The following is a 22,709-nucleotide window of genomic DNA, read 5'->3' as shown; positions in this document are numbered from 1 at the left end:
TCTTAATTTCTTTTTGTGACGATTTTTACGTAGTCTTTTTTTACGTTTATGCGTCGCCATTTTATGACGTTTTCTTTTTCTACCGCAAGGCATTTATATATTCTCCTTTTTAATGTGAATTAATCAATTCCTGGGCTCTTTTACCGATATTATTATTTGGATCTATTTCGACAGCTTTTTTCCACCATTCAATTGCTTCGTCGTGCTTTCCAGTTGACAAACTGACGATACCAAGATTGAGATGTGCTATCTGGTGATCGGGTTGGTATTTAAGAGCTTCTTTCATCCATTTTTCAGCTTCTGTATAATTCTGCATCTCGTAATAACAAACTCCCATATCAACCAGCACATCGGCATCCGACGAATCGTATTTCAAATATTCTTGATACCAGTCGATTGCTTTTTGTTTAAATCCCGAATCATTGAGCATGTGTGCTAAGGTTAGAATTTTTTCCTTGTCGCCGGGATTTGCTTTAAGTTCATTTTCAAGAGCATTAATTTGTTGTAAATTCGATAAGTCAACACCATTATGAACATCTTCAAAATCTTGAGATGCACTCTCTTTAATCTCAGGTTCGTCGAATACTCCGGAAGAATAAAGTATTACTCCTCCAACAACAATCAGCAAAAGAACAAGATAGATTATTTTTTTAAAACTGAGTACTTTTTCATTAGACGAATTAATATCATTACTTATTACGTTTTTAGACTTTCCCGTTTTAGTCCCACAATAAGGGCAATAAACAAAATCCTTTTCCAGCTTTTTGCCGCACGATATACATTTCAAATCGTCATTCATTCGAATTAGCTTTTTGTTTTTCTTTCATGCCTCTGTCAACTGCTTCTTTAAAATCCTTCGAGAACTTGAATACCGGAACATAATGTTCGTCTACAAATACCTGTTCGCCTGTTCGGGGATTACGGGCGTAACGGGATTTTTTCTTTTTAACCTTGTAACTTCCGAATCCTCTGATTTCAATGCCGTTTCCTTCCTGAAGCGCCTGTATTACAGTATTAAGAAAACCTTCAATTATTGCTTCAGTCTCGAGTTTCGTCAATCCAGTACCGTTTGCAACCCGTTCTACAATGTCTGCTTTAGTCATCTCAACACCTTTAATGCTATTTTTTAGCACAGAAAAATATTAAATAATCCGATAAATTCCAATTCTAAAATGATTTACAGATATTACTTAACCCCATTTGTTTCATTGTGACACACAAGTCTTAAACTAAGTCTCAATTTCTACTGGAAATCAGTTTTTTTTACGCTTTTTTATATGGCACGGGAATTGTTCATTGAATTGCAAAACAAACAGAGAATGAAAGGAATTCGAAATGACCCTCTTACCGATTATTTATACAAGCTTGATCTTCTTTTTCAGTCTGATGTTACTGGTGCTACTGGTCTCTTATATCACATTTAAATTGAGAAAACAAGAAAATCCTGCTATCGTTGAGGAAAGGGATAGATTAATTCAAAAACAATACAATTTCCAGAACCCATCTATAGAAAAGCCGTACTATCAACAATACTATGAAAGGCCACGTACCGCAGTCCGTCTGGATGAGATAAAAAAGCCAGAAAAGAAAAGGAGCACTTTCCCCCCACGTCCTCGTGCTACTTCAACAAAAAAGCGTATTGAAATTATTAATGAAAAATTTATCGATAAGAGCGCTTCCTATAACAATGTTTTCTTTAACAACTACGCTGACTAAAAATAATCCGCTTTAATTTAAGAAGTAATTTGTATATTTTGGGTTATGGAATTAATACCTATTATATACAAATTACTTCTGGTAGTTTTATTTCTCTCCCTTTTAAGTATCGGGATATCATACCTAAAAAACAGACGTACAAAAACCGAAGAGCCTAAAGAAACAAAAACCTATACAGTAAAAAAGATTCTCCCTCACCCACCTCCGAATCCAGCGCCAAAGAGCGACCCAATCAAAAAAGAAGAAAAGTTTTATAAGCCGCTTGTAACCAATTCGGGTATAAAAGATAAGAATATGGAAAATCCCCGCATTGAGATTATTAAGGACCTTAAATCAAAAGGGAAAAAATAATTTAATTTTCCCACTTTCATTTACTATCTCGTTCCAAGAAAAAGAACAAAATTAATTAAAAAACTGTTAATGCATAAAAATGGAGAAAATAATGCAGAGCAAAGAATTCAAGATTGAAGGGATGAGCTGCCAGCATTGTGTAATGGCAGTAAAGAAAGAACTATCTTCGCTTAATCTGGAATCGGCGGAGGTAGAAATCGGCAAAGCAAAAGTAATTTTTGACGAGACAAAAGTAACTGAAGAACAAATTATTAATGCGATCGAAGAAGCTGGATATAAAGTAATTGAAAACTGAGATGAAAAACTATAAACTCCCCGTCGAGGGGATGACATGCGCAAGTTGCGTTACGCGTGTAGAGAAAATAATCGGAAAATTCGATGGCGTAAAAAATGTCAACGTTAATCTTGCAACCGAATCCGTTTCGTTTGAAACGGAAAAAGAAGTCGACCTAATTAAAATTGCTGAAGCAGTAAAAGAATATGGCTATCAATTACGAATTGATGCTCTGAAAAATGAAAACAATTCTGCAGAACAGGAAACGGATAGATACTATTTGGAACTAAAGAAGGAATTTTATTTTGCCCTTGCTTTTACAATCCCGATTTTCATAATTAGTATGATAATGGAGTACGACTTTTTTTATAAGTCATTCCCGTTGAACAAAACTCAAACCGAGAAGATTCTTTTTCTTTTGACCACTCCAGTTATTTTCATATCAGGGAAACGCTTTTATTACTCTTTCTGGAATAATCTCAAGCATTTTGCGTTCGATATGAATTCTTTAGTTGCTATTGGAACCGGCGCTGCTTACAGTTACAGTACAATCGCAATATTATTTCCCGAATTTTTCCATAGGCAACCACACGTCTATTTCGATACGTCGGTTGTAATCATTACGTTGATTTTAATGGGAAAATTACTCGAGCACAACTCTAAACGAAAAACTAATACGGCTATTCGTAAATTACTCGAGTTACAACCCAAGACCGCAAGAATTCTGATTGACGGAGAAGAAAAAGAAGTTAATATAACGGATTTGAAGTCGGGCGATATTGTCGTAATCCGCCCGGGCGAAAAAATTCCTGCCGACGGAATAATTATCACCGGCACTTCATCGGTTGACGAATCAATGATTACCGGCGAAAGCCTTCCAGTTGAAAAAACTGCAGGTTCTAAAGTTGTTGGAGGCACAATCAATAAATACGGAACGTTCAATTTCAAAGTCACTCAAACTGGAGAGAACAGCATACTGGGCAAAATTATACAAATGGTGGAAAGTGCCCAGGCAAGCAAACCGCCAATACAAAAGCTCGTCGATAAGATTGCGGCTGTTTTTGTGCCTGCAGTAATAATCGCCGCTGTATTGACTTTCTTGGGATGGTATATCTTCTCAAACGGCCATTCGATCAGTAGAGCTATGATTAACTTCGTCGCTGTACTGATTGTCGCCTGTCCCTGTGCTCTTGGCCTGGCAACTCCCACGGCAATCATTGTAAGTTTGGGAAAAGGTGCCTCGAATGGAATATTAATTAAAGACAGCGAAAGCATTGAACTGGCACATAAATTATCCGTAATTATTTTCGACAAAACCGGCACAATTACAGAGGGCAAACCTTCGGTCAAAGAAATTATTACTCTGAATAATTACGACAAAGAAGAACTTCTTCTTTATACAGCATCTCTCGAAAGGAAGTCAGAACACCCAATTGCAAAAGCAATTACAGAATACACGAATAATAAAAACCTCTATGAACCACAAACTTTCAAAAGTCTAACAGGTTTTGGAATTTCGGGCATAGTTAACGACAAACCAGTAATTGTTGGTAATCTTAAACTATTGAAAGAATTTTCCATAATTACAAACAATGACGAAAATATTTATAATGAACTTTCCCAAAAAGGGAATACAATTATATGTGCTGCAATTGATGGAAAACTTGCGGGTTTTATAATTATAGAAGACAAAATAAAACCCGAAGCTCCAGAAGTGATTGCGGCTCTAAAAAAAATGAATATTAAAACAGTTTTGTTAACCGGAGATAACAAAGCCACAGCCGAAAACATTGGCGGGATGATCGGATTTGATGCTATACATGCTGAAGTGTTACCCGATCAGAAAGTAGAAATTGTGAAGAAATATCAGAACAAAGGCGACAATAAAATCGTGGCTATGATAGGCGACGGCATTAACGACGCCCCAGCACTGGCTCGGGCAAATTTAAGTATTGCAATCGGTACAGGTACAGATATTGCAATCGAAACGGCTCAAATTACACTCACCGGAGGAAAACTAACGGGTGTCATCAAAGCAATTAACCTGTCGCGCGCTACGATTAAAACAATTAAACAAAATCTCTTCTGGGCATTTATTTATAACACTCTACTGATTCCGCTGGCAGCATTGGGTATGCTTAATCCGATGATTGCAGCTCTTGCAATGTCATTTAGTTCTGTCTCAGTCGTTACCAATTCACTCCGTTTGAAAAACAGTAAACTTGATTAACACCCCACGAAAAAATTTATACCTTACAGAATTGAGTTTCATAATTAGTTCAAATTCTATAAATTAGTTTTTCCCTTATAACCAAGTGAGGAATGTTGATGGAAAAGAATAGCAAAACAGTTACTGCTGGACAAAGCTGGAAATTTCCAAAAGAATTCTGGCTTGCTAATTTTATGGAATTATGTGAACGCGCAGCTTACTACGGTTTTTTTATTGTTCTAACACTTTACCTGACAGATATTGTCGGTTTTTCAGATACAGAAACTGGAATTGTGGCAGGTGTATTTTATGCATTGCTTTATTTCCTGCCTCCTTTCGCAGGTGCAATATCTGATAAAATTGGTTTTAAGAAAGGTTTAATTCTCGCTTTTGCCCTTCTTACAATTGGCTATTCCCTGTTGGGAGTTTATCATGAAAAAATTCCAGTACTTTTTTTTCTATTTATTGTTCTCGTTGGTGGTTCATTTATAAAACCTCTGATCACAGGTACTGTAGCAAAGACGACTTCCGAAGAAACCCGGGCACGTGGCTATGCCCTCTTTTATTGGATAGTTAATATAGGCGCATTTAGCGGAAAAACTTTTGTTCCGTATGTAAGACAGGGAATTGGTCTGGAATATGTCAATTTCTTTTCCGCAGGGATGTCGTTTCTTGCTATGCTCTTTGCTATTTTCTTTTATAATCAAAACGACGCATCCTACACTACGAAAACTATTAAAGACGTAATAAATTCGTTAAAAAAAATAATGACCTCACCGAGGTTATTATTATTGATACTCATTGTCAGCGGTTTCTGGACAATACAGCACCAGCTTTATGCAACCATGCCGAAGTATGTAATTCGTCTTTTAGGTGAAGATGCTCGTCCGGAATGGCTGGCAAATGTAAACCCAGCTGTTGTAGTTTTATTTGTTGTTCTGATAACAAATTTAATGAAAAAACAAAAGGCAGTTACATCGATGTTAGTCGGGATGCTTTTAATGCCTTTTTCGGCATTGGCAATGTCGGGCAGTCAATGGCTGGAAGGAATTACAGGACCTTCAGTTTCTATACTGGGTTTTTTGACAATGCATCCTCTAACTATCATGATGATAATTGGAATAGCAATTCAGGGACTGGCTGAATGTTTTATATCTCCCAGATTTTTAGAATACTTTTCTCTTCAAGCGCCAAAAGGAGAAGAAGGAGTTTATCTTGGATTCAGTCATTTGCATTCTTTTTTATCGGCACTGGCAGGATTTACAATGTCTGGCTTTTTACTGGACGCCTACTGCCCCGACCCAAAAACTTTACCAGCGGGCATAAGTGCTGCAGAAAAAGTAATTTATTACCAGAATGCACACGTCATCTGGTATTATTTTGTAGGCATCGGACTTGTAGCAGCAATTGCATTGTTCATCTTCAAGATTGTAACAGAAAGAATCGATAATCGCAATGCCACTATCAATCACTGAAAAAAAGATATTTCTGGTCGCTGCAATAGACAACAAATTTTTTATGATAAGGGAACGAATGTTTGCCTTTTTTATTAGCACAAATTATTCTAACGGGGATTTCTCCGCAAGGCTCTATTCGTTCCTTTATTTTTAAGACATTTTTCAACGTGTCATAGTCAAAACTCTTTTTCAATTTATTAATATAGACTTCGGTCTTTTCAAAGTCGATTCCATATTTATCGGACAATTTAAAAGATGCTTCGACTGTATCGTTTTCATAATTCAAACTCTCCGGCAAAAACGTTATTTGAGGAATGCTCGTCATAAAGTACTTCGCAAGTCCGCGGAATATACCCCATGCCTGTATCTTATTGAAAGTATCGTCGTTTAATCTAAGAATTTCAAGCCTGCTGGTATGAAAACCACATTCTACAAGTATGGCTGGAATTTTTGATTTGCGCAGAACATAAAAACCCTCGCCCGGATAAATTACATAGTCAGAATAAGTACCGTCAAACGAACCGAGTCCTCCTGGATTTCCCATTACATACGATAAATCCCGCTGGATATATTTTGCAAGGTCGTTGTTACATGGCTCATATTCATAATGACCTGGCGATGCATGATAAAACGTGGAAGTATAATTTGTATAATTATCGTCTGAATTTGAAGATGCATTGTGATGAATGCTTATGAATAATTCTGCCTGAGTTGAATCCGCCAGATCAATTCTTTTCTGCAGCGGGACAGTAATATCCGACGTTCTCGACATGTATACTTCCGCTCCTGCCATTTCAAGATATTGCTTGAGATAGAGTGCCACTCTAAGGTTGACATCCGCCTCAATAATTTTACCATCACGGCTTTTGTTTTTTCTATCCTCGCCGCCGTGTCCCGGATCGACAAATATTTTCCTGTTCTTCAGGAATTCAGAATATTTTTTTATAGTCTTTATCCTGACCGCCTCTTCTTTCCAGTCGGGGGGCATTTCGTAAAGCGGGAATTCAACGGCAGCACAGCCCGAAAGATAGATCACCGCTATTGCTATGAAAAGGACTTTATACATTTCCCACCTTTGAGCGCATAGTGGCATTTTCTGCAATGATTTAAATTAGGTGAGTAATCCGATTTATTAATTTTATCGATTGTACTTCTGATTACATTACCAAATTGTTCCACTTCCTTTCTCGTTAAGTCTTTTTTTACACTAATATCTGGATGCTTGATAAAAATGAGTCTCACTTCGTAACGATTTACTTCTGGATACACTTTACTTATAAGATAAGCATAAAACTTTAACTGCGGGAAATAATTTTCAGCTTTTGAATGAATCTCATTTTCATCAACATTATCAGTTTTGTAATCGACGATAATCAATTTATCATTTTCAAATATCAACTTGTCGATTATGCCGTAAAGATAATTTTTCCCATCCTGCGCATAAAACTCGGCCTCGTTAATGTAAGACTTATATTTCTGTAATTCGTCATAAGTACTCGATTCATAAAACTTTTTAAGGTCGTTGAGTATATTTTTTTTCATTTCTTCAATTGAGTGGTGTATCATTTCTCTTTGCAGTAAATCTGAAAGCTGTTTTTCGATCTCTTCATATTTAGTTTCTTTTTCAAGAATTGCATGAATTATTCTGCCCTTGACGTCGGAGTAGCTTTTAACTTCATCATCTTCATTGTCCTTGAAATCATAATTAAATTCTTTTTGCTTTACAATTTCAAAAGTGAGAGAATAGCCGAGCTCATAGATTAATTGATATTTAATCGGGCATTGATTAAAGATTGCAATTTTAGTTGCGGAAATTATTTCTTTTTCCGGTTCATCTTCAATCTCACCAATTAATGGCTTTTTCTCGATAGTATTATTTTTTGAACTTTCATAAATCGAATCTTGATACGATAAATTTCTATGCACAGGAATTTTGAGTTCCATTTTTTTACTGTATACATCAATTTCTTTAGAGTCGAGGTTCATAAATTCAACTTCATCATATAAATTTATTTCCTCAATGCCATCGATGTTTTCAATTTTCAAACCATTAGATAGTAAATCCATAAAGGAATTTTTTTTGATATCATTTCTTGAAGAAGTGATAAAAAGATAATTTTCTGCTCTTGTCAATGCAACATAAAACAATCTTTTCATTTCAGCTATCTCTTTCTTTTGAACAATATAGTTATAAAGTGTTTCAATCGAATTCGATTTTTTCTCACCCGTAAAATCATAGTCTGTATACACCTTTGAAATAATACCCAGTTGTTTATCAATACCAATTCCATCATATCCTCCGCTCGTTTCATTTGCACCGAAGACAAATACGGCTTTGTATTCAAGCCCTTTAGCCTGATGAATGGTCAGTAAATTAACGGCATTTTGATTTTTAGATACGGCTGCCTGACTTTCGTCTTCGAAATTTTCGATATAGTTTCTCAGTGCTTCTCTGAAATCATAGAGGTTCACAAAGTTTTTTATCGTGAAATTTCTTGCAATTGCGATAAGTTTATTGAGATTAGCCAGTTGTTGTTCGGCGTCTCTTTTTGACGATATTACAGCCCAGTAACCAGTATCGAGCAATATCCTTCTTATAAGTGCATACGGTTTTTCAAAAGTTGCCAGTCGAATATGCTCGGCTAATAAACTCGCTACCTGTTTATATTTTTCATCAGTCTTGGAAATGTTAATAAGTTTTTCATAAAACGAGTTTCCTTTCGTCATAGAAATTTCGAGCAATTCGGAATCTGAAATCGAATAAAAGGGCGAACGCAAAATACCGACCAAAGCTGCATCGTTTTCCCTGTTGATAATAAACGATAAATAATTAAAGACATCACCGACAACCTGCTGCTGATAGAAACCTCTGCCACCTACAATTGAATAAGGAATCTCTCTTTTAATAAATTCAGTTTCCAAACGATCGAAAAGTTTTCTTTTTCTGCAAAGTATTCCAATATCGCCGGGATTTAATTTTTCATAGTTCAGTAATTCGTATATTTTATCGGCTACCAGCATTTCTTCACTTATCTCTCCACCATTGGCAATGAGCAATTCAACTTTTCCCTTTTCGGTCTCGGGTCGGGCGCAAATTAATTTGTCGTACTTAACTTCGTTGAACAGGTTTCTGAGTTCTTCATTCTTAACCGAGAATAGATTCTCAAACAATTTATTTACAAATAGAACAATTGGCGGCGACAGTCTAAAGCTGTGAGGTAATGTAAGAACAGCCCCTCCTTCTCTCTTCGATTCGATGACATTTCTTGTCTTGTTAAAAACCTCGAGTTCAGCATTCCTGAACATGTAAATACTCTGCTTTTCGTCGCCCACAACGAACAAATTTCCGTGTTTCAAAAAATCGAGTATCGGCATGAAAATATTATATTGCAATTCGTTTGTATCTTGATACTCATCAATCATTATGTATTTATAACGCGTCCTGAGATATTCCCTTGCAGATTCCAGTTTCACAACTTTTTCTGTAAGCAGAAGGATATCTTCGAAATCAACGTAACCTCTTGCTTTTTTCTTATTGTTATATAATTCAATTACTTTTTCAACAACATGTATAAAGGCTTTCCCAAACTCTATTAATTTAATAATCACGTTATCTTCCCAGTCACAATCGATGATATTATTAAAATCTGAAAGGAAGTTTTCAATGGTCTGAATTTCTCTTTGTACTGTTTCTCGTTCTTTATTGAGATAACCTCTGTTGGACAATTTCCTGGTTGAACTTGTTAAAATAATACTCTTCAGTTCTCTCAAATTGGATAGAAGAGCAGGCAAATTTTCTTGTGTTAACTGTCTGCTTAAAATTATATCCACAGACGATATTAAACTTGAAGAAGGATTTACTTCTTTAACTTTTCTATTTACCGTTTCAACCGCATTTAAGAAGAGATGCAAATCATCGGCAAAAATTAATTTTAATACATGCTCATATATTTGCTTGAGTATCATGAGAATTTCATCAGTAGATTTTGCATAAAATTCATTGATGTTTTCGATAATTTTTCTTTTTGATATCGACTGTTTAATATTAGTTATAAGCTGGTACTTTCCGCCGAAGAATCTGATAAGAAATTTTAAGCGTTCCGATTCTTCAGGAACTTCAATCATATTTTTCAGTGCATCATCTATACAAATTTCGAGTAAATCGTCGGCTTCGGATTGTTCGATAGGAATAAAATTGGCGTCGAGATTTGCTTCGGGCGCAAATTCACGTAGTATGTTTAGACAAAAGGAGTGAATCGTTGAAATGTTTGCATTAACCAGCTGGCTCCGCAGAGATTCAATTACTTTTCTCTTGGTAAAATTAGTTTCGTTTTTAATCCTTTCTTCTATTTCGATAGCTATTCGTTTCTGCAATTCCCCAGCTGCCTTGTCGGTAAAAGTAATTGCAACAATATTTTCGATATCGACATTGCCGGAAAGATTCTCGTTAAGAAGGATATCAACATATCTTCTGGCAAAGACAAAGGTTTTTCCAGCTCCAGCATTTGCAGTCAATAAAATATTTTTATCGTATCGAAGTGCTTTATCCTGAAAGGGAGTTAATTTCTTCATGGCTTTGGTTTAATCAATTTTATTTTAAATATGGTACCTTCCTTCGAGGTTTTAGTCAATTCAATTGTGCCGCCAATGCTTTCAATGAATCGGCGAGAGAGCTTTAGCCCCAAGCCCATTCCTTGCTTTTTTGTAGTAAACTTTTCCTCGAAAATTTTATCGATAAATTCTTCTTCAATCCCTTCACCGTCGTCTTCAACCGTTATTTCATAAATATTATCAAATTCTTTGACGTCGACTATAATATTTTTTGCCTTAGCCTGAACGGAATTTCTGAACAGATTAACAAATGTTCTCGTAAAGTGTTGTTCATCACCTTCAACAATAATTTGTTCAGATGATTTAATAAAATTTATGTTAATCCTTTCCGATTGAAACAGATCGATTACCGATTCAATAATTTTGACCAGGTCTATTTTTGAAATATTTAGTCTTGGCATTCTTGCAAAGTTAGAAAACTCCGAAGCGATATTTGTAAGAAGCTCAATCTGGTTTATGACGGTATTGGTAACTTTATCGAAGATAGTATCGAATTTAGGCGATTTGTCTTTATAAGCAGCAATTAATTGTTGAACAGATAATTTAATAGGCGTCAAAGGATTTTTAATTTCGTGCGCCACCTGTCGTGCCATTTCTTTCCATGCAGATTCTCTTTCCATCATTGCCAGTTCTTCCTGATTTTCTTTCAGACGCTGGACCATCATATTGAATCCTCTGGTTAAATCGCCAATTTCCCCTGTATACTTTCCTTCTATTTTTATGCTGAGGTCGCCGCCCGACAACGACTTGGTTGCATTTGTCAATTTAATTATCGGTTGAGATATTTGATTTGCCAGCAGTGTACTCAATAAAATAAGCAAAATGGAACTTAAAGATAAAATACCAAACATGAATACGTCAAGTTCTATATCCGACAATGGTAATGAGATGTCGTTAAAGAAATCATTTATTTCAAGAATATATTCTTCGTTTTCATTTGTAATTTTTGTATAGAGTGAATTATACTGAATTCCTTCAAAGATACTCCTCAAAAATGTTATGTGTTTATTTCTCTTTTCGATTTCAGAATGTGCTTTATACTTAATCAAAGGAGGTATTAGACCTGACTTATAATAATAAGGCTGTGTCGAATAAAAATATTTTTCTTTTTCAAATACGGTAAACTCAATTGACAAATCGTGAGCAGCTTTTTCAAGTAGCGATTCACTTTTAATCCGTCCCGAATAATTATCCAGATAATTTTTTATCTGAATTGCATACTCTTCAAGTCTTTTCTTAATCAATTCATTGTTCTTCGTCTCGATAAGATTTTTAATATAAACACTCGTAATCAACAACGGGACAACGGAGACAAGCAGAAATCCCGCAATCAATCTCGCTTTATAGCTTTCGAAAAGGCGCAGAGTTTTTTTGTAATTCAGTATTGAGAGTACTAATACCATCATAAAGATAATAAACACGTGTATGAAAAAGACTTTGAAAAAGTCGGATATTTTCCACGATACATTTTTTTCTTCTTTACCTACTCCCACAATCATGCCGGACATTTTAGTAACATAAAAAAGGTATTCTTCCCCATCTATATTTGCGGAAATCCACTCTTCTGAATTTTTTAATTCAGAGATTTGCATGAGTCGATTTAAAAAATTGTTATCTGATTTTATTTTGTCGGTTGAGGATTTTAATATCCCTCCATCTAAATAGGCAACCACCAATCTATTCGGATCAATAACGTCCGAAATAAGTGAGCGTTTTTTAACTATAAATTCGGGCATTGCAGCAAAGCTTAGATTCACCCGGTTGTAGACAACTCCCACCTCGGCATAGCCTGCTTTGTAGTTATTTATGAACAGTGGTGCTACTCCGCGAATTATTTTAGAATCTCCAAAAATGCTCGGTGTTTGAATCAAGACTACGGAATCGGTTTGCTGCGGCTTTGTGGTAATTAACCGTTCAATATTATCATTAGTCAAATAACTACCAGCAGGTTTTCCGTCGACGTAAAAAAAACGGATGAACGATTGTACATTTTCGTTATAAAGAAGACTTTTGTTCCACGCAAGAAAGGCTCGGGCATTCATCCTGTTGCCAAACTCATCATCTAACTCTGTATTCAATTGATTCAGTGTTTGCATTACCATAAAGGAATAAATATTCTCGTCGTTACGTGTAAGTTCAAGTGAAGTTGTTTTGAGCGATTCTTTTTCGAGCTCTGAATTATAATGTATCAATAAACTCACGACCAACACCGAGGCAAGCAATGAGTATAAGACAAAACGCTTAAGCTGACGTGGATTGTTTTTTAAAACAACATAAGCCACAAGCACAAAAAGGGAAATGTATGTAATTCTGATTTGAGGCGTGCCTTGAGGATTTTTTTGAAAATAATCGAACAGAAATCCAGCAATCTGCAAAAACAAAAAGATGCCACCCAATAGTTTGTAGTAATTCTTTTCTCCCTTATATGGAAAAAAGCCATAGAGCGAAGAGAGCAACAGATACGAAAAAAGGATTGCTGAAAATCCAAGCATCAAGATATTAAGATTCATTACCAGAATGTGGGATTCCGGAATTAAATTGAACTCCCTGAAATATCTAATCGACGAATCAAAAACAACACTTCTAATCGACGCTCCAATTCCTCTTAACGTAAGAAGGAAAAATATAGTGAAAGCAAAGAGGGCTACAAAAAATAATATCCAATTTTTGTTTGTGCCCGGCTTTTCACGAGAATATTCTTCAAAGTAGTTATTACCGATTACTATCAATATCGTACCTGCAATTGCGGTTATAAGAAACTCTGCCGGCGATCTAACGAGTCCAAATGCAAAAGGCGAAGAAAAATTTGACGGATCAGTCAGTGCATTGTGATAATAAGTCGAAGGAATTCCGAGGAGATAAATTATGACCCTACCTCCTCCAATTGTCAATGTCCAGAATACAAATCTTATAATCCTGTTTGAACGCTTTACATATCCAAGCAAAATATGGACAGCAATAAAAAAACAAATCAAAATCAGGACAGACTGAATTGTGTAGATATTTTTTTTCAGGTTGTTAATTTCACTATCGAGCGTAGGATTTTCAATGATTACTTTGCAGAGTAAATTGCCAGTCCGCGATTTATATGCAAATGTTCGATACCTGCCATCCTGAATCTTTGTGCCGCTGTTATTATAATCAATCGTAATATTTGTGCCCGCTTCGATCGACAACGAATCGGTAAAAGAGATTCTACTCTCTTCACCATAGAGATTATATTTTTGTTCGAGTATTTCATACGTAAGAATGTAAAACTTGCTTTTTTTATCAACCAGTGTATCGATGTAAGTTAAATAAATTCGCAAGCCATCGTCGTAAAAAAAGGGCAGACCGGTCTTATGTCTTAATGTTGTTTCAATATCGGCTTCTTTATTCCAGTATATTAAACTGTCTTCTTCGTAAACAAAGACAAAATAATTTGTTGAAAGTGAATTTTCGCGCAGAAGCAGCGGTATTCTTTTTTTAACGTTATTATTAAATGAAATCAAGTTATCGACTTTTTTATCGAGAGCTCCCTCAACCAGTGTTTCCGCCTCTTTTAATTTTTCTTCTAAGCGGACTTTCCACATTTTCTTATCAATAAAATATGGAGCGGCAAAAGCAGAAATAAGCAATAGAAACAAAATAGTAATCAGAGAAATCCACTTAAGATTTGATTTTTCGAAAATGCCCTTCATAAAGGTCAATTAATAGTTATTTGTGAAATGCGCCACTGGTCGCCGTATTTCTGAAGCGATATAAACACCATTGCACTTTTCCTAATACCCCTGTAACTCATTCTCAGTGTGCCAGATGAAAACGGATTGATCGTGTCGGTTACCAGATTATCAATCTTAAATGAAACAGGGCGATATATACCAAAAAAGTCTTTCAGTACGTAATAAGCCTGGTTGGCACTGAAATATCCACTCTTACCGTTGAAGAGACTGATAAAAGTTTTGTCAGCGAAATAATTTGAAAAGCGATCAATTGAGCCTGTGGGCAATCCTTCCTCGATATTTGCGAAGATTCTGCTTATATCGGCATCTCTGTTTTGAGGAAATATTGCGATAGTCACAAAAAATAAAATTGCGGTATGGAACAGTAGTTTCAAGGGCCTTCCAAATTTTGTGAACAAGCAAATCACAATACAAAATATACCAAAAGAAAATAAAAAACACGGACGATAATTTCCCTTCAACTTTTTATGCCCTCTCAAAAAAGTACGGGAAATTAAAGTCCGCACAAAAACTACTGTCCTTTTCGATGTAGAGTAAGATTTTTCCGGTCGATTGATTTCCTGTGGATTTTTAATTGTCTGTTTCCTTCCACAATTTGATAAGCCCAATCGAAAATCATTCTATCACCTGTAATTGAACTAATTCTGACTTTTGCGTATCTGTTGTCCCATGTCCAGATAACATATGTATGACCGGCAATGGCTTCCACATATTTAATATTTTCGCCTTCGTTAATGGGCACCCAACCATCAATTGGAGCAAAGCTAACATCATAGATATCATTTGTTGGACCCATATCCTGAATATCTGTGTCTTCCCACACGTTCAAATAATAGACGCCTTCATATTTTTCAAAGAAAAAATCGGTTCCCTCGTCGTTGTATGGAACTACCGAGAAATTACTAAAATCGTATCCTGAATTTGAAGGCGATACATGTAAATCGAATAATGCCCTGCCGAATCCCTCCGGACGCGGAGTGTCGTAAACAACATCGTAGCTTAATTCACTTTCGTTATTGTTGTAATCGAACGCAGTAACAGCATAATAATAAGTAATACCATTGCGCGCGCCATAGTCCACAAAATAATTGTCGTAAGTTGTACCAATTAACTCATAAGTGCCGTCATATGAATAACTATAATAAACATTATATCCTGCAAGGTCTGGTTCTGTATTTCTCTCCCAGTAGATATCCACGCGGTTATCACCCGTAATTGTATTAATATTTCGGGGCGGCATCGGGGGAATATAATCATATTCCCAATCGTTTATGTTATTACATCCTGCAATCAAGATCATCGCCACTACAAATATCAACTTTTTCATTTTAACCTCTGATTTTGGGATTTTAGGTGCAATAAGAGTGCCAGAATAAAAAAAGGATTTCGCTTAATTCACGAAATCCTTTTTACAAAATTGTGTTCAAAAATGGACAGAGGTGAATAAATTAGAGGAACTCAGATATCAATAAACTTGTCTTCGTAATACATTTTACGTTTATTAATTACCGCCACAGCTTTACCGGTCAGTAGTTTTTTGTCGAACGGTGAATTTTTTGATTTTGATTTGAACCTTGCTACATCAACCGTCCAGATTAAATCTGGATCGATGATCGTAAGATTTGCTTTTTCACCTACTTTGAATTGTGGCACTGGCAGATTGAGAATTTTTCTGGGATTAATCGATAATTTCTCCACAAGCTGTTCCATTGTCATTCTTTTTTTGTGTACCAATTCGCTCAGCGCAAGTCCTAATTCAGTTTCGAGTCCGATAATCCCATTGGGGGCATAGATGAATTCCATCTCTTTTTCTTCAATCGAATGAGGTGCGTGGTCGCTGGCTATACAATCAATAGTTCCATCTTTTAATCCTTCTATTATTGCTTCTACATCTTCGGCAGTTCGAAGTGGAGGACTCATTTTGAAATTAGTGTCATAAGTCTTAAGCGATTCGTCTGTGAGAGTAAAATGGTGTGGAGTTACTTCTGCAGTTACTTTAATATTTCTTTCTTTTGCCCAGCGTACGAGCTCAACCGCTTTTTTTGTACTTATATGAGCTATATGAACTCTGCCGCCTGTATATTCAGCCATCAGGATATCTCTTATAACGATAATATCTTCTGAAACTGAAGGCAGTGGTGGTAGTCCGAGAATAGTAGAATTAATTCCTTCGTTCATTGCTCCGCTGGAAAGAGATTCATCTTCGCAATGTTCAATAATCGGAGCGTCGAACATTTTTGAATATTCTAATGCGTTTTTCAGTACAGCTGCAGTTTTAATTGCAACTCCATCATCCGAGAATCCCACGGCTCCGGCTTCATAGAGTTCAAACATCGGTGAAATTGCTTCGCCCTGTCTTTTCTTTGTGGCTGCAGCTATCGGATAGACTTCGACAAGATGCTCTTTCGATTTTTCTTTTATATAACGGACGATCTCTGCACTGTCGATATCCGGCGTTGTGTTCGGCATACAGGCAATTTCTGTAAATCCACCTGCAGCGGCTGCATTCGAACCGGTTTCAATTGTTTCTTCGTCTTCTCTACCCGGCTCTCTCAAATGGACGTGCATATCAAATAATCCAGGCACACAGTATTTTTTTGCAAAGTCATACACAGTCGACTTTTCATAATCTTCATCCGTTAATTCACCAATCTTTCGTATTATGCCGTCTTCAATAAGGAGATCCTTCTTTTCATTTAATTTTTGAGCTGGATTCAAAAGTGTAGCATCTTTTAGTATAATTTTCATTATTCACCTGAATTAATTCATTGTCCCGAGTAAATAGAGTACTGCCATTCGTATAGCAACTCCGTTAGTTACCTGGTCCAAAATGATTTGATAAGGACCGTCGGCAACTTCGGAAGTAAGTTCCACTCCACGATTAATCGGTCCAGGATGGAGTATCAATATATTCTTATTGTTTTTTTCAAGTCTTTCAGAAGTAATGCCGAAGAAATTATGGTATTCTCTGACGGAGGGTATGCGGCTGCCAGCGTCGCGTTCGAGTTGTATTCTCAATACATTGAGAACATCGTTGTTTTTAATCGCCTCGTCAATATTTTTGCATACTTTCACACCGAGTTCTTCAATTCCGACAGGAATCATTGTCGAAGGACCACATACCGATACATTTGCACCCATAGTTTTCAATCCAAAGATATTCGACATTGCCACGCGACTGTGAGCAACATCTCCAACTATGCAAACGTTCAAGCCTTTTAATGTACCGAACTTTTCTCTTATCGAATACATATCGAGCAAAGCTTGCGTTGGGTGCTCGTGAAGTCCATCGCCAGCATTGATAATATTTGCCTTCGATATTCTTGTCAGGAAATAAGGAATACCAGCCGATTGATGCCTTACAACAATCATATCGACTTTCATAGCTTCGATATTTCGTACAGTATCCTTGAAGCTTTCTCCTTTTTTGGTACTGCTTGTTGAAGTCGAAAAATTCACAGTATCGGCAGAAAGGCGTTTCTGGGCAAGTTCAAAGGAAATACGTGTTCTGGTTGAATTCTCATAAAAAAGATTAACTATTGTTTTGCCCTGGAGTGTGGGCACTTTTTTTATAGGGCGTTCCAGTACTTCCCTAAATGTAGTTGCTGTATCGAGTATTAGCTGTATATCTTCTTTTGGAACGCCATATAATCCAAGCAGGTGTCTGCTAGATAATGACATAAATTACTCACTCTTTGTTGTTAGGAGCATTAACTAAATAGATGGAATCTTCGCCATCGATTTCTTTTAGTTTAACTTTAATTTCTTCATTTATTGATGTTGGTATATTTTTCCCGACAAAATCGGCTTTGATTGGCATTTCGCGGTGTCCTCGATCGACAAGAACACAAAGCTGGATTGTGTTTGGTCTGCCGAGGTCCATAATTGCGTCGAGCGCAGCGCGGACTGTTCTGCCAGTATAAAGAACATCGTCGATGAGAATAATATCCTTTTCGTTTATGTCGAAAGTGATATTTGTAACTGACACTTCAGGCTGTTTCAGACGTGTGCGAAAGTCGTCCCTGTAAAGTGTAATGTCGAGAACGCCGAATGGAGGTTCATAATTATCAATCTCTTTTATTTTATTTTTGATTCTTTCGGCAATATATTCGCCACGGGTTCGCATCCCTATTAATACGATATTCTTCGAACCTTTGTTTTTTTCAATTATTTCATGCGCAAGTCGAGTAATTGTTCTGCGCAACCCTTCTTCGTCAACTATTTTTGCTTTTATGTCCATATAAAAAAAATCCTCGTTGACTTTCGTCGCCGAGGTCCTCTTTTTTGATTATTAAAGTATTTATTTGACTCATTCCTTTTTATCTCGCTGGATAAAATTAAAGGATTATTTTAGGAACAAACTTAATACAATTGAAACAAAAAGTAAACAAACCTAGGTGTGTTGTTCAATATTTTTCTGGTTCCGTTATGATTTCGAAAATATAGTTTTCTGATGCCATCAAATCTTTTATTGTCAGTCTTTCGGTCACCGTATCGATGGAATCCTGGATAACTTTCCAGAGTGAACGGAGGGAGCAATCGATCGAGTTGGTACAAAAGTCGGCAGCGCCCGCATGAGATCGGCAAAACGAATCGTCGTATAATCTACCGCCCAATGATACGAGTACTTCACTTACTTTAATTTCTTCCGGCGGACGTGCCAGTGTATATCCGCCGGTCTGTCCTCGTTCAGCCACAAGAAAACCTCCAAGCCTCAATAACCGCAGTATTTTTCCCACGTTGTGGTGTGAAATCTTTTCGGCGTTTGCAATTTCAGGTATGGTCAAAGATTTACCGACGTGGTAAAATTTAGCAATCCTGAGCAATAATCTAAGACCGTATTCTTCCTGTGCGCTGAATTTCAATTTACTACTCCTTAAGCCAGTGGTATTTTAGAACCGCACATTTTTGCAGTTACGAGTTTATCGTATTTTTCCTTCGGAATCGAAGGACCTTTGCTGGAACAGTGCTGTTCAAAAACTTTTGTCAATTCTTCAGCAATTTCTTCAGCATATCGACCTTCAATGCGATGGCGTGGCAAAAAATAAATCACTTTGCCATTCTTAACCAAAGCCATACAAGGGGATGAAGGAGGATAGTCCCCTAAAATATTTTCCCGTATAAAATCGACTGCATCTCTGTCCTGACCTGCAAATGCAGTAACATATTTATCGGGTATTACAGTATGCTGAAGGGCTAAGGTAGCAGCAGGCCGGGCGCTTCCCGCAGCGCAACCGCAAACGGAATTAATCACAAGAAAAATAGTTTTGTCTATATTTGCAGAAAAAATTTCGCGTGCTTTTTCTGGAGTTGGTATTTCTTCAAAGCCAACATAAGTAAGTTCGTCCCTCATTGGCTGTACAGCTTCAGGGTCGTAAAGTGGTGGCTTTTGATTTATATTAAACATGGTATTCCTTTCTTTTTGATTATAAAAATCCAAGTTCGAGTTTTGCTTCTTCGCTCATTTTATCCATACTCCACGGTGGCTCCCAGACTAAATCGATATAAACGTCTTTAACACCTTTAATTTTTTTTACTTTTTCTTTGACTTCAATGGGTAGACTTTCAGCCACCGGGCAATGAGGCGAAGTAAGAGTCATTTTAATGTATGTATTTCCTTCGTCGTCAATTCGTAATTCGTATATCAATCCCAATTCCCAGATATCAACAGGTATTTCGGGATCGTAACATGTTTTAAGAACTGCAATAACTTCCTGTTCCAGTTTTCCTTTTTCGATCATAATTTACTCGAATATTTTTTTAACTTTCAGTAAGCCTTCATAAAGTTTGTCGACTTCTTCTTTAGTATTGTAAAATGAAAACGAAGCTCGTGCAGTTGCTGGCACTCCAAAACGTTTCATTATTGGTTGAGTGCAGTGATGTCCGGTTCTAATTGCAATACCGTCCGTGTCGATAATTGTACCGATATCGTAGGGATGAATACCTTCGATGACAAATGAAATAACCGATGCTTTTTCGCGGGCAGTGCCAATAATTCTCAAGCCTTCTATCTCCGAAAGACGTTCGGTCGCATATTTTAAGAGCATGTCTTCGTAATTAGATAATTCTGCTCTATCAAATTGGTTTACATAGTCGATTGCAGCACCAAGTCCAATTCCGCCGGCAATATTCGGAGTTCCGGCTTCGAACTTTTTGGGAATATCCTCAAATGTGGTTTTTTCAAAAGTGACGGTTCTGATCATATCACCGCCTCCCTGATAAGGCGGCATCATTTCGAGAAATTCAGTTTTACCATAAAGTACACCGATACCGGTAGGTCCAAAAACTTTGTGACCTGAAAACGCATAAAAGTCTGCATCGAGTTCCTGTACATCCACTTTTAAATGCGACATAGCCTGCGCACCGTCTACCAGCACAGGGATATTTCTCGAATGAGCAATTTCTGTAATCTTTTTAATTGGATTGATTGTGCCGAGTGCATTCGAAATGTGAACTACCGAAACCAGGCGGGTTTTATCCGTTATCATATTTTCAAAAGCTTCGAGGTCAAGTTCGCCTGCGTCGTTAATCGGTATTACCTTCAAGTTTATTTTCTTACGGTCTCTAATTAACTGCCAGGGTACAATATTCGAGTGATGCTCCATGTTGGAGATAATAACTTCATCTCCTTCAGAAAAATACTTTGACCTACACAGACTCGAAGCGACTAAATTTATTGCCTCAGTTGTACCTCTTACGAAAATAATTTCCGATGCGCTGATTGCGTTAATAAACTCTTTTACTTTCAAGCGTGCATTTTCGTACTGTTCCGTTGCAAGTTCACTCAGGAAATAAAGACCTCTGTGTATATTGGCGTTGTCGTACGTATAATAATTTGTCAGAGCGTCGATAACTTTTTGAGGTTTTTGTGTTGTTGCAGCGTTATCCAGATAGACTAGCGGCTTGTCGTTAACTAAGCGTTTTAATATCGGGAAGTCGTTTCTGACTTCTTCGACGTTAAATTCTTTCTTTACGAGTTTTTCTACTCTTTGCACTGTATACCCGTTATATTATGTTAATAACTGACTTCCTGCCTATGTAATTCTTCAAAAATCAAATGATTAATTTGTTCTTTGAGTCCATCAATTTTAATTTCGTCACACACATCAGCAGCAAAGGCACGGATAAGAATAGATTTTGCCAGTTCCTCAGGAACTCCTCTCGAACGGATATAAAATTCAGCTTCCTCGTCGAGATGTCCTACAGTTGCTCCATGTGTACACTTAACATCGTCTGCAAATATTTCCAGTTGAGGTTTGCTATCGATACGTGCCTCGGAAGAAAGTAAGACAGTTTTGTTTTGCTGATATGCATTTGTTTTTTGTGCATCCCGTCGTACTATAATCTTTCCGTTGAATACACCACGAGAATTATCGTCCAGAATTCCTTTGTACAATTCATTGCTGATTGAATTTGGTTTTGCGTGATCTACAAAAGTATGATTGTCGATATGCTGATCTACTTTACCAAGATATAAACCGTAATAATGAGTTTCGATATTTTCGCCATCGAGTTTCGAATTGACGTCGTTACGTGTAAGCTTACCACCGAAATTAATATTATAATGATTTAGTACGCTTCGATCTTTTTGAATTGCCTGAAACTTTTCAATATGGTAAGACGACAGGCTCTCTCTCTGGATTTTATAAATGTCAACCAGACTATCTTCTTCGAGAAATAATTCGGTAACAGCGTCTGTAAAGTAAGACGTTTTCGTGTTGCCATAGTAATTGAATACAATCGCAGCTCGAGTGTTCCTGCCTGCAATAATTAAATTTCTCGGAGCAATCAAGAGATTTTCTTCGGAATCCCCGTTAAGATAAAGCACCTGCAAGGGTTTGCTAAATTCACTCTGATCCCTTAAAAATATTACAACTCCATCCTGCATGTAAATGCCGTTCAAAACATTGAAGAGATTATCGTCACTCGATATTTTTGCAAAATAATTTTCGACAATTTCTTTATGCGACTTGATAAACGAATTGAGATTTTTAATGATGATTTTATCGTCATCCGCAGATATGTCGGATAATTCAGCTGAGTATTTCCCATTTATGAATGTGATAAGATTGTAATCGAAATTGCCGAAGACGATTTTTCTTACATCTTCTTTTGTAAAAGAAGTTTTATAATCTGTCGGCACAGGATTAAATTTATTTTTTCTGGCAAACGATACGTCTGTGTATTTCCATTCCTCATTCTTCGTCGTTGGAAAATCGAGTTCTAAAAATTTTGACAGCGAATTCTTTCGTATATTCTTCAATAAATCATGATTACGGCCATTCATTTGCCTTTCAAACACTTCGAAGTTCTTCAGATACCAATCTTTTATACTTTCGTTTTTGGTTAATTCATTCATCAAAATTCAA

The 22,709-nt window shown here is 36.6% G+C and carries 20 protein-coding genes; 5 read left to right on the top strand and 15 right to left on the bottom strand.

The window, feature by feature from the left end; all coding sequences use genetic code 11:
* Window positions 1-109: 109 nt before the first annotated feature.
* The gene (locus ACSSV9_RS11420; protein WP_437347389.1) at window positions 110-799 is read right to left on the bottom strand and encodes a tetratricopeptide repeat protein; all 690 of its coding nucleotides are present in this window, start codon (window positions 797-799) and stop codon (window positions 110-112) included.
* On the bottom strand, window positions 792-1,103 hold the full coding sequence (locus ACSSV9_RS11415; RefSeq protein WP_437347388.1) for an HU family DNA-binding protein: 312 nt from the start codon (window positions 1,101-1,103) through the stop codon (window positions 792-794). The genes ACSSV9_RS11420 and ACSSV9_RS11415 overlap by 8 nt, the downstream gene beginning before the upstream one ends.
* Window positions 1,104-1,335: 232 nt before the next feature.
* Here ACSSV9_RS11415 and ACSSV9_RS11410 point away from each other — a divergent pair, with 232 nt between their 5' ends.
* The 5 genes from ACSSV9_RS11410 (at window position 1,336) to ACSSV9_RS11390 (ending at window position 6,025) form a co-directional block, all read left to right on the top strand.
* Window positions 1,336-1,716: a hypothetical protein gene (locus ACSSV9_RS11410; protein WP_437347387.1), complete on the top strand. Its 381-nt coding sequence runs from the start codon at window positions 1,336-1,338 to the stop codon at window positions 1,714-1,716.
* Between the two features lie 45 nt (window positions 1,717-1,761).
* On the top strand, window positions 1,762-2,067 hold the full coding sequence (locus ACSSV9_RS11405) for a hypothetical protein (protein ID WP_437347386.1): 306 nt from the start codon (window positions 1,762-1,764) through the stop codon (window positions 2,065-2,067).
* Between the two features lie 91 nt (window positions 2,068-2,158).
* Window positions 2,159-2,362, top strand: a complete 204-nt coding sequence (locus ACSSV9_RS11400; RefSeq protein ID WP_437347385.1) for a heavy-metal-associated domain-containing protein — start codon at window positions 2,159-2,161, stop codon at window positions 2,360-2,362.
* A 1-nt stretch (window position 2,363) separates the two neighbouring features.
* A complete protein-coding gene (locus ACSSV9_RS11395; protein WP_437347384.1) occupies window positions 2,364-4,571 on the top strand; it encodes a heavy metal translocating P-type ATPase in 2,208 nt (735 codons plus the stop codon).
* Between the two features lie 98 nt (window positions 4,572-4,669).
* Window positions 4,670-6,025 carry an MFS transporter gene (locus ACSSV9_RS11390; protein ID WP_437347383.1) on the top strand — a complete coding sequence of 452 codons (1,356 nt, stop codon included), beginning with the start codon at window positions 4,670-4,672 and terminating at the stop codon, window positions 6,023-6,025.
* Here ACSSV9_RS11390 and ACSSV9_RS11385 read toward each other — a convergent pair.
* The 13 genes from ACSSV9_RS11385 to sufD all read right to left on the bottom strand — a co-directional run bounded on the left by ACSSV9_RS11385 (window position 6,015) and on the right by sufD (window position 22,699).
* Window positions 6,015-7,073: an N-acetylmuramoyl-L-alanine amidase family protein gene (locus ACSSV9_RS11385; protein ID WP_437347382.1), complete on the bottom strand. Its 1,059-nt coding sequence runs from the start codon at window positions 7,071-7,073 to the stop codon at window positions 6,015-6,017. The two genes, ACSSV9_RS11390 and ACSSV9_RS11385, sit on opposite strands and share 11 nt — an antisense overlap.
* Window positions 7,052-10,579: a UvrD-helicase domain-containing protein gene (locus ACSSV9_RS11380; RefSeq protein WP_437347381.1), complete on the bottom strand. Its 3,528-nt coding sequence runs from the start codon at window positions 10,577-10,579 to the stop codon at window positions 7,052-7,054. The genes ACSSV9_RS11385 and ACSSV9_RS11380 overlap by 22 nt, the downstream gene beginning before the upstream one ends.
* Window positions 10,576-14,298, bottom strand: coding sequence for a sensor histidine kinase (locus ACSSV9_RS11375; protein WP_437347380.1), 3,723 nt, complete (start codon window positions 14,296-14,298; stop codon window positions 10,576-10,578). The genes ACSSV9_RS11380 and ACSSV9_RS11375 overlap by 4 nt, the downstream gene beginning before the upstream one ends.
* 5 nt (window positions 14,299-14,303) lie before the next feature.
* Complete coding sequence (locus ACSSV9_RS11370) at window positions 14,304-14,714, bottom strand: DUF4783 domain-containing protein (protein ID WP_437347379.1); 411 nt, start codon at window positions 14,712-14,714, stop codon at window positions 14,304-14,306.
* Between the two features lie 137 nt (window positions 14,715-14,851).
* Window positions 14,852-15,667, bottom strand: a complete 816-nt coding sequence (locus ACSSV9_RS11365; RefSeq protein ID WP_437347378.1) for a hypothetical protein — start codon at window positions 15,665-15,667, stop codon at window positions 14,852-14,854.
* Window positions 15,668-15,798: 131 nt separating this feature from the next.
* Window positions 15,799-17,088, bottom strand: a complete 1,290-nt coding sequence (locus tag ACSSV9_RS11360) for a dihydroorotase (protein WP_437347377.1) — start codon at window positions 17,086-17,088, stop codon at window positions 15,799-15,801.
* A 12-nt stretch (window positions 17,089-17,100) separates the two neighbouring features.
* The gene (locus tag ACSSV9_RS11355) at window positions 17,101-18,021 is read right to left on the bottom strand and encodes an aspartate carbamoyltransferase catalytic subunit (protein ID WP_437347376.1); all 921 of its coding nucleotides are present in this window, start codon (window positions 18,019-18,021) and stop codon (window positions 17,101-17,103) included.
* A gap of 7 nt (window positions 18,022-18,028) precedes the next feature.
* Window positions 18,029-18,580 carry a bifunctional pyr operon transcriptional regulator/uracil phosphoribosyltransferase PyrR gene (gene pyrR, locus ACSSV9_RS11350; RefSeq protein WP_437347375.1) on the bottom strand — a complete coding sequence of 184 codons (552 nt, stop codon included), beginning with the start codon at window positions 18,578-18,580 and terminating at the stop codon, window positions 18,029-18,031.
* A 166-nt stretch (window positions 18,581-18,746) separates the two neighbouring features.
* A complete protein-coding gene (locus ACSSV9_RS11345; protein WP_437347374.1) occupies window positions 18,747-19,205 on the bottom strand; it encodes an Rrf2 family transcriptional regulator in 459 nt (152 codons plus the stop codon).
* 11 nt (window positions 19,206-19,216) lie between these two features.
* Window positions 19,217-19,747: a BrxA/BrxB family bacilliredoxin gene (locus ACSSV9_RS11340; RefSeq protein ID WP_437347373.1), complete on the bottom strand. Its 531-nt coding sequence runs from the start codon at window positions 19,745-19,747 to the stop codon at window positions 19,217-19,219.
* Window positions 19,748-19,766: 19 nt separating this feature from the next.
* A complete protein-coding gene (locus ACSSV9_RS11335) occupies window positions 19,767-20,081 on the bottom strand; it encodes an SUF system Fe-S cluster assembly protein (protein ID WP_437347372.1) in 315 nt (104 codons plus the stop codon).
* Window positions 20,082-20,084: 3 nt separating this feature from the next.
* Window positions 20,085-21,335 (bottom strand): aminotransferase class V-fold PLP-dependent enzyme, encoded by a 1,251-nt coding sequence (locus ACSSV9_RS11330; RefSeq protein WP_437347371.1) that lies wholly within the window; start codon window positions 21,333-21,335, stop codon window positions 20,085-20,087.
* A gap of 20 nt (window positions 21,336-21,355) precedes the next feature.
* Window positions 21,356-22,699 carry a Fe-S cluster assembly protein SufD gene (gene sufD / locus ACSSV9_RS11325; protein WP_437347370.1) on the bottom strand — a complete coding sequence of 448 codons (1,344 nt, stop codon included), beginning with the start codon at window positions 22,697-22,699 and terminating at the stop codon, window positions 21,356-21,358.
* Window positions 22,700-22,709: the final 10 nt, after the last annotated feature.

Origin of the sequence: Melioribacter sulfuriphilus (assembly GCF_051488685.1) — a bacterium.
Taxonomy (GTDB): domain Bacteria; phylum Bacteroidota; class Ignavibacteria; order Ignavibacteriales; family Melioribacteraceae; genus Melioribacter.
Note: the sequence above shows the minus strand (reverse complement) of the source record. Positions and strands in the feature narration are given on the sequence as shown.